This is a genomic window from Streptomyces sp. Da 82-17 (genome assembly GCF_046098215.1).
Taxonomy (GTDB): domain Bacteria; phylum Actinomycetota; class Actinomycetes; order Streptomycetales; family Streptomycetaceae; genus Streptomyces.
In genome coordinates this window covers 314,696-326,760 of record NZ_JBJURH010000007.1, presented here as the reverse complement: position 1 = coordinate 326,760, position 12,065 = coordinate 314,696, and the positions used below count along the sequence as shown (strand labels likewise).

The 12,065-nt window shown below is 69.2% G+C and carries 13 protein-coding genes; 9 read left to right on the top strand and 4 right to left on the bottom strand.

Annotation, left to right across the window (positions count from 1 at the left end; translation table 11 throughout):
• From ACIDOF_RS15175 to ACIDOF_RS15135, 9 genes are all read left to right on the top strand, one after another.
• Positions 1-522 (top strand): carboxymuconolactone decarboxylase family protein, encoded by a 522-nt coding sequence (locus tag ACIDOF_RS15175; RefSeq protein ID WP_409006358.1) that lies wholly within the window; start codon positions 1-3, stop codon positions 520-522.
• A 59-nt stretch (positions 523-581) separates the two neighbouring features.
• Positions 582-989 (top strand): carboxymuconolactone decarboxylase family protein, encoded by a 408-nt coding sequence (locus tag ACIDOF_RS15170; RefSeq protein ID WP_409006436.1) that lies wholly within the window; start codon positions 582-584, stop codon positions 987-989.
• A complete protein-coding gene (locus ACIDOF_RS15165) occupies positions 980-1,702 on the top strand; it encodes an isocitrate lyase/phosphoenolpyruvate mutase family protein (protein WP_409006357.1) in 723 nt (240 codons plus the stop codon). The genes ACIDOF_RS15170 and ACIDOF_RS15165 overlap by 10 nt, the downstream gene beginning before the upstream one ends.
• A gap of 205 nt (positions 1,703-1,907) precedes the next feature.
• On the top strand, positions 1,908-2,231 hold the full coding sequence (locus tag ACIDOF_RS15160) for a hypothetical protein (protein WP_409006356.1): 324 nt from the start codon (positions 1,908-1,910) through the stop codon (positions 2,229-2,231).
• Positions 2,231-3,508: a hypothetical protein gene (locus ACIDOF_RS15155; protein WP_409006355.1), complete on the top strand. Its 1,278-nt coding sequence runs from the start codon at positions 2,231-2,233 to the stop codon at positions 3,506-3,508. Before ACIDOF_RS15160 ends, ACIDOF_RS15155 begins: the two co-directional genes overlap by 1 nt.
• A gap of 27 nt (positions 3,509-3,535) precedes the next feature.
• A complete protein-coding gene (locus ACIDOF_RS15150; RefSeq protein ID WP_409006354.1) occupies positions 3,536-4,246 on the top strand; it encodes a hypothetical protein in 711 nt (236 codons plus the stop codon).
• A complete protein-coding gene (locus tag ACIDOF_RS15145) occupies positions 4,243-4,869 on the top strand; it encodes a hypothetical protein (RefSeq protein ID WP_409006353.1) in 627 nt (208 codons plus the stop codon). The genes ACIDOF_RS15150 and ACIDOF_RS15145 overlap by 4 nt, the downstream gene beginning before the upstream one ends.
• Complete coding sequence (locus tag ACIDOF_RS15140; protein ID WP_409006352.1) at positions 4,859-5,497, top strand: hypothetical protein; 639 nt, start codon at positions 4,859-4,861, stop codon at positions 5,495-5,497. The genes ACIDOF_RS15145 and ACIDOF_RS15140 overlap by 11 nt, the downstream gene beginning before the upstream one ends.
• A 6-nt stretch (positions 5,498-5,503) precedes the next feature.
• Complete coding sequence (locus tag ACIDOF_RS15135; protein ID WP_409006351.1) at positions 5,504-6,109, top strand: hypothetical protein; 606 nt, start codon at positions 5,504-5,506, stop codon at positions 6,107-6,109.
• 149 nt (positions 6,110-6,258) lie between these two features.
• Here the strand turns inward: ACIDOF_RS15135 and ACIDOF_RS15130 are convergent, their stop codons facing one another.
• Genes ACIDOF_RS15130 through ACIDOF_RS15115 form a run of 4 tightly spaced genes read right to left on the bottom strand, consistent with a single transcriptional unit; the run spans position 6,259 to position 12,014 of the window.
• Positions 6,259-7,257, bottom strand: a complete 999-nt coding sequence (locus ACIDOF_RS15130; RefSeq protein WP_409006350.1) for a glycine betaine ABC transporter substrate-binding protein — start codon at positions 7,255-7,257, stop codon at positions 6,259-6,261.
• Between the two features lie 53 nt (positions 7,258-7,310).
• The gene (locus ACIDOF_RS15125) at positions 7,311-9,329 is read right to left on the bottom strand and encodes an ABC transporter permease (protein ID WP_409006349.1); all 2,019 of its coding nucleotides are present in this window, start codon (positions 9,327-9,329) and stop codon (positions 7,311-7,313) included.
• Between the two features lie 43 nt (positions 9,330-9,372).
• Positions 9,373-10,482, bottom strand: a complete 1,110-nt coding sequence (locus tag ACIDOF_RS15120) for a glycine betaine/L-proline ABC transporter ATP-binding protein (protein ID WP_409006348.1) — start codon at positions 10,480-10,482, stop codon at positions 9,373-9,375.
• On the bottom strand, positions 10,479-12,014 hold the full coding sequence (locus ACIDOF_RS15115; protein WP_409006347.1) for a GMC family oxidoreductase: 1,536 nt from the start codon (positions 12,012-12,014) through the stop codon (positions 10,479-10,481). Before ACIDOF_RS15115 ends, ACIDOF_RS15120 begins: the two co-directional genes overlap by 4 nt.
• Between the last annotated feature and the right edge of the window lie 51 nt (positions 12,015-12,065).

Below are 12,065 nucleotides of genomic sequence, written 5' to 3'. Positions count from 1 at the left end.
ATGAACCATCACGAGCAGCAGCACGGAGACGGGCGCGGCTACGCCCCCGAACACACCCCCCGCATGGAATGGGCCAAGCTCGCCCCCGACGTGTACAAGGCGATGTGGCAGCTGGAGAAGGCCGCCCGCCAGGGCCTCGACCCGGCCCTCTACCACCTGGTGAAGATCCGCGCCTCGCAGATCAACCACTGCGCCTTCTGCCTCGACATGCACACCAAGGACGCGCTCGCCGAGGGCGAGTCGGTGGAGCGGATCATTCAGCTGAGCGCCTGGGAGGAGTCGAAGCACTTCTACACGCGCAAGGAGATCGCCGCGATCGAACTCACCGAGGCCGTCACCGTGTTGACGGAGGGCTTCGTGCCGGACGAGGTGTACGCGCGGGCCGCCGCCGAGTTCGAGGAGGCCGAACTCGCCCAGCTGATCGCGGGGATCACGGCGATCAACGCGTGGAACCGGTTCAGCGTGGCCACGCGCAAGGTCCCGGGCCACTACAAGCCGGCGGCGCAGGGGGCCCGTTCGTGAGCGCGACTCCCCGTACGTACCCCCGTACGACCGCGCTCGACCCGGGCTTCCGTACGGCGATGCAGTCGCTGAGCGCCGCCGCCAAGCGCGGGCTCGGCGACGCGGTCCTCGCCGAGCTGGTCATGATCCGCGCCTCGCAGCTCAACCGGTGCGCGTTCTGCCTCGACATGCATCTGACGCTGGCCCGGAAGGCGGGCGAGTCGGAGGACCGGCTCGACCTCCTCGCCACCTGGGAGGAGACGGACGGCACGTACACGCCCCGCGAACGCGCCGCGCTCGCCCTCACGGAGGCGATCACGGAGCTGACGTCGACGGGCTTCGTGCCGGACGAGGTGTACGCGGAGGCCGCAGCCCACTTCGACGACCGCGAACTCGCCCACCTCATCGGCGTGATCACGGCCATCAACTCCTGGAACCGCCTGATGGTCGCCCGCCGCATCCAGCCCGGAGGCCCGGCATGGCCGTGACGGCGTTCAGGAATCTGCACCTCGACCGCGCGCCCGGCGACCCGCTGATCCTCCCCGGCCCGTGGGACGCGGCCAGCGCCCGCGTGTTCGCCGAGGCGGGCTTCCCCGCCCTGGCCACGCCGAGCGCGGGCATCGCGGAATCCCTCGGCCACGCGGACGGGTCCACCCCGGCCGACGAGATGTTCGCGGCGGTCGCCCGGATCACCCGCGCGGTCTCGGCATTCGGCATCCCGGTCTCCGCGGACCTGGAGTCGGGCTACGGCCTCCCGGCCCGCGAACTCGTCGACCGCGCCCTGGAGTCGGGCGCGGTCGGCGTCAACCTGGAGGACTCCGGCCCGATATCCGGCCTCAAGGACCCTGCGCGGCACGCGGGTTGGCTGGCCGAGGTGCGCGCGGCGGCGGGCGACGCCCTGTTCGTCAACGCCCGCGTGGACACGTACGTACGGGGCGTCCCGGACGTCGACGAGACCATCCGCCGCGCCCGCCTCTACGTCGAGGCCGGCGCGGACGCCGTCTACCCGATCCTGTGCCCGCCGGACCACCTCCCCACCCTGTCCGCCTCCGTCCCGGCCCCCCTGAACGCCCTCGCCCTCCCCGACGGCCCACCCCCACCCGAACTGAGCCGACTCGGCGCGACCCGCGTCACGTTCGGCCCGGGGCTGCTGAGGCGGGCGATGGGGGTGGTGGGGGAGATGGCTCGGGGGTTGCGCTGACTCCCCTCGCACGCCTCGGCCTTGGCGAATGCACCCGTCGAGTAGTGACCCGGTGCAGATCCAGTGCGGGCTTCCCTCCCGGCCCCTCAAGGGCAAAGGGGCTGACCAGCGGGCTTATATGACGGATGTAGGGTGCCGAGAGGTCCAGCGGGCGACACGCCCCCTGGACCTTTCACGTCCAGCGCCGATCGGGGAACAGCGGTTCATGGGAGAGCACTTCAAGACGGACATCGACCAACTCCAGCAATTCCTGTCGAACCTGGAGAGATGCGTCGACGAACTCAACGAGGCCCGGACCGCCCTCGCCCACGTCCGCGGCGACCAGATCGGCACGGCCCGCCTGGACGAGGCCTGCGACAAGTTCCAGATGGAGTGGAAGTACGGCTCCGACAAGACGAAGGAACTGATCGGCGAGATCAAGGAGGGCGTCGAGGGCAACAAGAAGGGCTACGAAGAGGTCGAACAGGCCTTGGAGAAGGCCTTCAAGCAGATCGCCGACCAGAGCACCTCGGGCGGGGGCGGTAAGTGATGGCGGCGAACCCCTACTCCAACATCGGCTTCAATCCCGTACCGGGCATCCCTGCCGAGGTCTCCAAACTGCAGGAGAAGGTTGCCGCGGCAGCCACGGCCCTGGAGAACACCCACCGCCAGCTGAGCAGGCTCACCGCCGAGAGCAGCTACTGGCAGGGCGACGCGGCGGAGAAATTCCGCGAGAACATCGACGGCGACCTGTCGGACTACCTCAAGAAGGCCGGGGCATCCCTGCGCGCCGCCGCCCACCACCTGCACAAGTGGGACGGCCAGTTGGGCTCCAACCGTGAGCTGGCGACGAAGTACGACGAGGCCGCCGGGGAGAAGAAGGCGGCTGCGGACAAGGCCAAGAGCGCGTACGACCAGGCGGCCCAGAACCCGGACCTGAGGCCCGCCGAACGGTACCCCTCCCAGGAGGAGGCCGACGCCGCGACCGCCCGGATGCGCACCGCCGAGAGCGAGCTCCGCGAGGCGAGCACGGCCCTCACCAAGGCGAACGACGCGTACGACGAACTGAACCGCAAGATCAAGGAGTTGGAGGCCCACCACTCCGACCAGGCGGACGTCATCGCCAAGGCACTCTCCGTGCAGGCGGACAAGGCGCCGGACAAGGGGTTCTGGGAGAGCGTCGGGGATGTGCTCGCGTCGATCGGCACCTTCCTGTACGAGCACGCGGGCACCATCGGTGCGATCGCGGGCCTGCTCGCACTGTTCCCGACGCCACTGGCACCCCTCTTCGCCGGAATCGCCATCGTGGCGAGCGGCACCTCGATGACCAAGAACTTCGCAGACAAGAACTTCAGGGAAGCCTTCTTTCCCTGGGGCGACAAGTTCGGGTGGAACATGGACACCTTCTCCGCCTATGCCTCGTTCGGTGGCGACACTCTCGGCATGGTGCCCGGCGGAAAGGCGTTGGGGACCGCCGCCAAGGAAATCGGCGAAGGACTCAGGTACGCCGACGAAGTCGGCACAGTCGTGAAGAATTCCGAAAAGGTAGCGGAATTCACCAAGGAAACGTGGCACGTCCTCAAAACAGCTCCCGCGACACAGGTCGACGAGGCCTGGGACGCGGCCAGGGCGAGCGCCGGCGGCTCCGCCAAGCTGATGGCCGATATCAGCGTGAACGGCCTCAACGTCGCCGCGAACGTGGAGTCCTCGCTCGAAACAGCCGGCGTGGTGCCGAAGGACGGGGCTGCGCACAATGCCGCGGAGATCACCAAGGCCGGCGCAGGAGCCTACGGCGTGCCCGCCCTGATCAGCTCGTTCATGCGGTGACAGCAAGCCTCTGAAAGGTGGGACATCGTGTCTGATGTCATTTCGAAATCACCGGGCGAGCCGGAGCCGCTCTTCTGGTTCGGGATCCCGCACGGCTACATCAAACTGGACCTCGATCCGCCGCGGGAGCAGATCGAGTCCATGGTGGAGCAGGCACTCGAGCTGCCCGCTGAAATGCGCGACCAGGCGGATCAGGTCCTGCAGTTCTACGCGGGCTTCGTCAGGTCTCTCAAGGCTCAGAACGTCCATGCCTGTGCGGTCGGCCTCCACCCGGACGAATCCGGCGGCTACGCCTCGTCCACCATCACGGTCTCGACCGTGCCCACTCAAGGGGCCAGCGCGAAACTGGTCATCGCCGGGCTGGCGGGGACGGCGGCGGACTCTTCGGACAAGGGAATGCGGCCGCTCGAACTGCCCTGCGGCCTGGCCTACCTGGCTGAGGAGAAGCGGCGTACGCCTGCACTCGGCAACCCTCCAGAGGGCAGCGACGGTCCGCTGATGGGGACCGTCTGGCAGGGCACCGTGGCGATCGCAGGCACCGGCACGCCCGACATCATCGTGATCCAACTGGTGACGTCATCGCTGGAGTTGGCCGACTCCTACCGGGACATCCTGCTCGGCGTCGCGCGCACCGTCACCTTCGCCGATCCGGAGCGATCCCGGACGGCTGACCAAAACCAAGACGTAGAACAGGCCCCCGGCTCCGTGGCCGCGGCCATCAGGAGCGATTTCGGATGACCCAACCGACCCAGGCACCTGACGTGGCAGAGGTGCTGAAACGCAACTACGGCGTGCTGTACAGGCACGCCGCGGGCCGTCTCGCGCTCATCGCGCTCCTGATCGTCGCGTCCTACGGGCTGCACGCCTTGGGAACCCCCGATCCGGTGCTGGTTCCCTTCTTTGTCGTCGCCGCCTTCGTGTTCCTCTTCGCGGTCATCCGACTCTCGAACGGCCTGCGCATGGGCGTGAGCAAGCGGGTGTTGAACACCTACCCGCTCGAGTACCACACGCGAGTGGACAAGAAGTCGAGTCAGTGGCTGCTGCTGGGCGACGTCCACACCGTCAAGGTCTCCGTTCGCGGTCGGCACGGCGCACCTCGCATGCGGGCCGTCAACGCTTCAGCCGTCCGCCGCTGGCCCAAGGGGGCTGAGACGGGCGGCGCCTGGGTGGCCGGCGACCTGGCGTTCGGCGCGGTCATGGTCGTTCCCGGAACCCTCGACCTGCTCTTCATGCAGCCCGAGAACTGGGACAAGTTCGCCGCCGAACGTGCCCAGGCCGACCCTGAACGGCTTGCCCGCGCAGAGCGGTCGGGCATCACGAAGCGCCTCGAGCGGGAGCCCAAGGTCTCGTATGGAACGTGAAGCGAGCGGACTGGACACCGCCGCGCTTCGACGGAAGATGGTGAACCGGGTCTGGTGGGTCGGGATCCGTAACACCGTGGGTTACGGGCTCATGGCGTTCGCGACGCCGGGCGTGGGGCAGGCGGCGAAGAGTGCCGGGATGGGCTGGGTGCCCGTGGTCGGCGGGCCGCTCATCTTCATCGGCATCCTCGGCTTCCTCGGCACCGTCTTCGGTACCCTCCCCGGACTGTTCGTGGTGCGCGGCGCCGGCCGCGCCCTCTCCCACTACACCTTCGACACCTTCATCCCCCGCATCACCAAGGTCGACGGCGCCGACGCCACCCGGGGGCGGCCGAAGGGCATGACGCTCACGCTGCACACCGCGGAGGGGCACGAGTCGCCGCTCATGCGGGTCAACCCCGTTCCCCGGCGCGGGCCTTGGCGGAATCCGTGGCCGGAGGGGATCGACGAGGGTCTGTACATCGCGGGCGACCCGCACTTCGGCGTCGTCGGGTACGTGCCGTCCAGCGGTGTCTTCCTCTTCATGCAGCCGGACGACTGGGACGGCACGGCGGACGAGCGGCGGCAGGCGAGCCCCGGGCGGGTGCGGCGGGCTGCCGAGGCCGAGTTGAACCAGCGGATCATCTGACACCCCATGACCGAGACCGAGACCGGTACCGGAACGACCACCCGCGCCCCCGCCCGCCGCCACCCCGCGGCCCGCGCCTTCCTCTGGCTCGGCAGTGCGCTGGTCGCGTTCGCCGGGGCGTTCTGGTTCGTCACCGCCTCCGTGGACCTCGCGTTGTCCGCCGGGCTGTACGGCACCCCCGGTACGTACAAGGTGAGTTCCTGTCACGACGCCGACAGCAGCTCGAAGAACTCCGACTACTCCTGCTACGGGGAGTTCCTGCCGGACGGCGGGTACGCCACGTCCCAGAAGTTGGAGGACACCGGGCACGACTATCCGGACGGCTACACCTTCGACGCGCGGAGGGGGGACGTGCCGGAGGAGTCCGGGAGGGTGCAGCGGACCGGGGTGTGGGGTGTGGCCGGTGAGTTGTGGCAGGTCGGGTTCGCCGTGGTGATGCTCGCCTGGGTCGCGTACCTGGGGATCAAGCCGCCCGCGTGGAAGGCGGACCCGCCCCGCAAGCCGTCGCGGCGCACGCGGGTGGCGGACCGGGTCGGGCTCGTGCTTCTCGGCGGCCTCGCCGTGGGGGCGCTCAGCTGGGTCGTGATGTTCGTCGGCTCGTTCGTGCCCTGACACCCGTACGCCGACCCCCGTACGCCGACACCCGTACGCAGACACACGTACGCAGACACACGTACGCACTCCCAGAACGCCGGTGCCGGGCGCCCCCTCCGCAGAAGGGTGCCCGGCACCGGCGCGTTCAGGCCCTCAGGCCCGCCGCCTCACTTCTTCGGCAGCCAGGCCTCCCAGACGTCCTTGTTCTCCTTGACCCACTTCTTCGCCGCTTCCTCGCCGGACATCTTGTCCTTGGCGATCCACTTGGCGACCTCGTTCTGCTGCTCGGTGGTCCACTTGAAGTTCTTCAGGAACTCGGCGGCGTCACCGCCGTTCTTCGCGAAGTCCTTGTTGAGGTACTTCTGCAGCGGGGTGTTGGCGTAGCCGCACTCCGTCTTCGCGGCGGGCTCGTTGCAGCCCTCCTTGAACTCCGGCAGCTTCACCTCGACGAGTTCCACGTCGTTGTTCAGCCACTGCGGCTCCCACCAGTAGGTGATGAACGGCTGCTTGTTCTTGTACTTCTGCTGGATCTCCTTGATCTGAGCGGCCTCGTTGCCGGTCTCCTTGACCTTGAAGTTCAGCTTGTGGTTCTTGATGAGGTACTCGTCGTACGTGGTGTACGAGGGGGCCGCACCGAGGAACTCGCCCTTGTCGCCGGACTCGGAGGTGCGGAAGTCCTTGTAGAGCTTGTTGAGGCCCTCGTAGGTCTTCGCCTCGGGGTGCTTGTCGGCGTAGTACTTCGGGATGAACCAGCCGATGTGGCCGGTCACGCCGAGGTCGCCGCCCTTGACGACCTTCTTCTTCTCGTTCTTCTTGCCGCCGGTGCCGTCGTCCAGGTACAGCTTCTGCTTCTCGGGCTGGCCGTCCCAGTCCTCCATGATCGCGTCGGCCTTGCCGTTGTTGAGGGCGTCCCAGGCGATGGGCTCGTCCATCGTCTTGAGCGTGACCTTCTTGACGTCCAGCTCCTCCTCGAGGATCACCTTGGCGACCTCGGCGTTGGCCTGGGCGCCGACCCACGACGGGACGGTGATCGTGACCTCGTCGGAGCCGCCGGTCTTGCCGGTCTCGGCGGCGCAGCCGCTGAGGGCGACGACGCCGAGGACACCGGCACCGGCGACGAGGGAGTTGGCTATCCGGCGGTTGCGGCTGTGCTTGCTGGTCTTCACTTGAACGTCCTTACATGGCAGGGGAGTTGCAGAAGTGCGGAAGTGCGGAGGAGTCAGGAGAGGCCCTGCTTCGCGTCCGCGCCCGGCTGCGAGATCCGGTCGAGCAGGACGCCGAGGCAGACGATCGCGATACCGGCCGTCATGCCGAGGCCCAGGTCGCCCTTGGCGAGGCCCTTGACCACGTCCACGCCGAGCGCGCCGCCGCCGATCATTCCGGCGATGACGACCATCGAGAGGACGAGGACGACGCCCTGGTTGACGGCCAGGAGCAGCGACTTGCGGGCCAGCGGGATCTGGACCTGCCGCAGCTGCTGGCCGGTCGTGGCGCCGAGCGAGCGGGCCGCCTCCAGGGCGGCGGGGTTGATGGAGCGGATGCCCTGGTTGGTGATGCGTACGACCGCGGGCAGCGCGTAGATCACGGCCGCGGCGACACCGGCGAAGCGGCCGCCCATGAACAGCGCCACCATCGGGATGAGGTAGATGAACTGCGGCAGCGTCTGCATGGTGTCGAGCACGGGGCGGATCGCGCGGTCCAGCCAGTCGACGCGGGCGGCGAGGACGCCGATCGCGAAGCCCAGGATCAGGGTGAGGACCAGGGCGGCGATGACCTGGGACAGGGTGTCCATGGAGCGGGTCCACAGGCCCATGCCGCCGATCACGCCGAGCGCGAGGACGGTGGTGAGCGCCGCCCGCCAGCGGCCCGCGAGGTACGCGAGGACGCCGCCGAGGACGAGGACCGCCCACCACGGGGTGGCCTGCAGGGCGTCGCGCATCGGGTTGATGACGTAGTTCGCGAAGCCGGACGCCCAGGTCAGGGTGCCGCCGATGACGGGGATGCCGGAGCCGAGCTCGTCCTCGATCCAGGTGGTCGCGGAGTTGACCGGGCCGGAGATGGAGACGACCCACGCGTCGGGCCACTCGACCCGGCCGAGCGCGGAGCCGACGACGGCGGCGATCGCCGTGCCGACGACGACCACGCCGCCCTGGATCCAGGCCGCGCCCCGGGTGCGTACCGCCGACGGGTCGTCGAGGCGCTCGCCGGCGGCGGACGTGGTGCGGTCGAACCAGATCGCGATCAGGACGATGGCGATGCCGGCGCCCAGGGACTGGCCGATGTCGAGGATCGACAGGGCGCGGAAGATCTCCTCGCCGAGGCCCTCGGCGCCGATCATCGACGCGAGCACGACCATCGACAGACACATCATGATCGTCTGGTTGAGGCCGAGGAACATCTGCTTGCGGGCCAGCGGCACCCGGGCCTTGGCGAGCAGCTGCCAGGGCGTCGCGCCGAGCGAGCGGGACGCCTCCAGGGCGACCGGGTCGGCGCCGCGCAGGCCGAGGGCGGTGAGGCGGGCCATCGGCGGGGCCGCGTAGATCACGGTGGCCGCGAACGCCGCGGGCACGCCGACGTCGAAGATCAGCACGAACGGCAGCAGGTACGAGAACGCGGGCAGCACCTGCATGGTGTCGAAGACCGGGCGGAGCACGCGTTCGCCGCGGTCGGAGAGCCCGGCGACCAGGCCGAGGGCGAGGCCGACCAGGGCCGAGGCGATCACGCAGATCACCATCAGGCCGAGGGTCTCCATCGCCGGCTCCCACATGCCGAGCACGCCGATCACCAGGAAGGTGACGAGGGCGGTGCCCGCGGTGCGCAGGGCGCGGCGGTGCAGTCCGGCGCCGCCCGCGTACCAGGCGATCAGCACGGCGAGGACGGTCACGCCGATGAAGCCGAGCGACTCCAGGAGGCTGACGACGAGGTCCACGGAGGACTCGGCGGTGTTGCTGATGTGCAGCAGGAAGTACAGGAACAGCCAGTGGGTCTCACGGTTCTCGACGAGCCACTCGTTGAGGTCGGTGAGCGGCGTGCGCAGATCGAAGGTGAGGCTGTCCGGCCAGACGCCGCTGCCGGTGACGGCGGCGCTCACCACGGCGAGCAGCAGCGCCGCGATCAGCAGCAGGGCCTTGGGGCTGGCGGCGAGCCGGGCGAGGAAACCGGGCGCCTGCGGGGTCGCCGGTGCCTGCTCGGCCGCATCGGCCTTGTCCAGTACGGGAGTTGTGGGAGTCGCGCTCATCGGCGGCCCCCGTCCGCATGCGGGCGTATCGGAAGGTGGGTGCTCATACGGCCGCGACCTCCTTGCCCTCGGTGTCGGGGCGGCCGTCGAGGCCGGCGACCACGGCGAGCAGCCGCTCGTGGTCGACGACGCCGAGGGTGCGGCCGTCCTCGACGACGCGGCAGGGCTCGCCGCAGTCGGCGACGGCCTCGATGGCGTCGACGACGAGGGTGTCGGGGGCGAGTTCCCGGCCCGAGCCGGCCTCGGCGGCGTCGGCGGGGCGCATCGCGCGGCGTACGGAGATGACCTGCTCGCGCGGGACGTCGCGGACGAAGTCGCGGACGTAGTCGTCGGCCGGGTTGGCGACGATCTCCTCGGGGGTGCCGAGCTGCACGATGGCGCCGTCGCGCATCAGCATGATGCGGTCGCCGAGGCGCAGCGCCTCGCTGAGGTCGTGGGTGATGAAGACCATGGTGCGGCCCTCTTCGCGGTGCAGGCGGATGACCTCCTCCTGCATGTCCCGGCGGATCAGCGGGTCGAGGGCGCTGAACGGCTCGTCGAAGAGCAGCACTTCGGGGTCGACGGCGAGGGCGCGGGCCAGGCCGACGCGCTGCTGCTGGCCGCCGGAGAGCTGGCCGGGGCGGCGCTCCTCCATGCCGGCGAGGCCGACCTTCTCGACGATCTCCTGGGCCTTGGCGCGCCGCTCGGCCTTGCCGACGCCCTGGATCTCCAGGCCGTACGCGACGTTGTCGAGCACCGAACGGTGCGGCAGGAGGCCGAAGTTCTGGAAGACCATCGCGGTCTGGCGGCGGCGCAGTTCGCGCAGCCGGTTCTTGTCCATGGCGAGGACGTCCTCGCCGTCCATGGCGATGGACCCGGAGGTCGGCTCGATCAGCCGGGTCAGGGTCCGTACGAGGGTGGACTTGCCGGAGCCGGAGAGGCCCATGACGACGAAGACCTCGCCGCGCTGCACGTCGAAGCTGACGTCGCGGACGGCGGCCGTGCAGCCGGTCTTCTCACGCAGCTCGGCGGTGGTCAGCTCCTTGTGGGCCGGGTCGCCGGGGATGCGGTCCGCCTTGGGTCCGAAGACCTTCCACAGCTCGCGTACGGCGAAGGCGGGCGCGGAGGGGTCCCCCGCGGTCGGCGCCGTGGTCTTGGTGTCGGTCTCGGTCATCGGACATCACTCCCGGTCAGCAGGTCCGCGCACTTCTCCCCCACCATCAGCACCCCGATCATCGGGTTCACTGCGGGCATCGTCGGGAAGACGGAGGCGTCGGCGATACGGATGCCATCGAGGCCGCGGACGGTGAGGTCCGGGGACACTACGGCGAGTTCATCGTTTTCGGCACCCATGCGGCACGTGCCGGCCGGGTGGTACACGGTGTGCGCGGCCTTGCGGACGAGTTCGCTGATCTCGGCGTCCTCGGTGACCTCGGGGCCGGGGAAGACCTCGCGCTTGAGCCACTTCTTGAACGGCTCGGCCTCGGCGACCTTGCGGGCCAGCTTGATGCCGTCGACGAGGGTCTGCCCGTCGTAGTCGCCCTCGTCCTCGAAGTACTTGAAGTCCAGGGCGGGCTTGACCTCGGGGTCGGCCGAGGTGAGGTAAAGGCGGCCGCGGGCCCGGGACTTGGGGATGTTCGGGGTCATGGAGACGCCGTGCTCGGGGCGTTCGTAGCCCAGGCGCTCCGGGTTGTCCGTGAACGGGATCTGGTAGAAGTGGAACATCAGGTCCGGGCCCTTGTGGTCCGGGTCCCGCTTCACGAACAGGCCCGCGTCGGAGTCCATCGCGGAGTTGTCGGGGATCGGCCCGTTCGTCTCCCAGACGATGACCGACTCGGGGTGGTCGATCAGGTTCTCGCCGACGCCCGGCAGGTCGTGCACGACCGGGATGCCGAGCGCTTCGAGGTCCTTCTTCGGGCCGATGCCGGAGTGCATCAGCAGCCGCGGGGTGTCCACGGCGCCGGCGCAGACCAGGACTTCACGGCGGGCGGTGAGCAGCTTCTCCTCGCCGTCCTTGGCGCGTACGTGCACGCCGCGCGCGGTGGTCCCGTCGAGCTCCAGCTTGTACGCCCAGGTCTCCAGGAAGAGGTGCAGGCCCGGGCGGTCGCCGGCCTCCATGTGCGGGTGCAGGTAGGCGACGGAGGCGGAGGACCGCTTGTTGTTCTCCGGGTGGTACGAGAGGTCGAAGAAGCCGACGCCCTCCTCGAAGGGCTGGTCGTTGAAGCCGACGACCTCGGGCACGCCGAGCGCGGTCTTGGTGGCCTCGACCCAGTCGGTGGCGATCTGGTTCTGGTCCTTCTTGGCGACCCGCACGATGTTGTTGCGGAGCTTGCCGAAGTAGGGGTCCATCGCCTTGGCGTTCCAGCCGGTGGCGCCGGCCTCCTCCCACTCGTCCCAGTCGGACGGCAGCGGCTTGAAGGAGATCAGCGTGTTGTGCGAGGAGCAGCCGCCGAGGACCTTGGCGCGGCTGTGCAGGATGTGCGAGTTGCCGCGGGGCTGCTCGGTGGTCGTGTACTCGTAGTCGAGCTCGCCGCCGAGGAGGCCGAGCCACTTGCGCAGGGTCAGCACGTCCTCGCGGTCGATGTCGGACGGGCCTCCCTCGATCACGGCGACGGTGACGTCCGGGTTCTCGGTGAGGCGGGACGCGATCACCGATCCTGCGGTGCCGCCGCCGACGATGACGTAGTCGAACTCGGTTCCGGTCATTCGGGTACTGCTCCTCTTCCTGCGAGGGTGGTGCACAAGGTGCTTGCGCTT

Coding starts and splice junctions, on each gene's coding strand:
- ACIDOF_RS15175 (WP_409006358.1), top strand. CDS start 1: ATGAACCATCACGAGCAGCAGCACGGAGACGGGCGCGGCTACGCCCCC.
- ACIDOF_RS15170 (WP_409006436.1), top strand. CDS start 582: ATGCAGTCGCTGAGCGCCGCCGCCAAGCGCGGGCTCGGCGACGCGGTC.
- ACIDOF_RS15165 (WP_409006357.1), top strand. CDS start 980: ATGGCCGTGACGGCGTTCAGGAATCTGCACCTCGACCGCGCGCCCGGC.
- ACIDOF_RS15160 (WP_409006356.1), top strand. CDS start 1,908: ATGGGAGAGCACTTCAAGACGGACATCGACCAACTCCAGCAATTCCTG.
- ACIDOF_RS15155 (WP_409006355.1), top strand. CDS start 2,231: ATGGCGGCGAACCCCTACTCCAACATCGGCTTCAATCCCGTACCGGGC.
- ACIDOF_RS15145 (WP_409006353.1), top strand. CDS start 4,243: ATGACCCAACCGACCCAGGCACCTGACGTGGCAGAGGTGCTGAAACGC.
- ACIDOF_RS15140 (WP_409006352.1), top strand. CDS start 4,859: ATGGAACGTGAAGCGAGCGGACTGGACACCGCCGCGCTTCGACGGAAG.
- ACIDOF_RS15135 (WP_409006351.1), top strand. CDS start 5,504: ATGACCGAGACCGAGACCGGTACCGGAACGACCACCCGCGCCCCCGCC.
- ACIDOF_RS15125 (WP_409006349.1), bottom strand. CDS start 9,329: ATGAGCGCGACTCCCACAACTCCCGTACTGGACAAGGCCGATGCGGCC.
- ACIDOF_RS15120 (WP_409006348.1), bottom strand. CDS start 10,482: ATGACCGAGACCGACACCAAGACCACGGCGCCGACCGCGGGGGACCCC.
- ACIDOF_RS15115 (WP_409006347.1), bottom strand. CDS start 12,014: ATGACCGGAACCGAGTTCGACTACGTCATCGTCGGCGGCGGCACCGCA.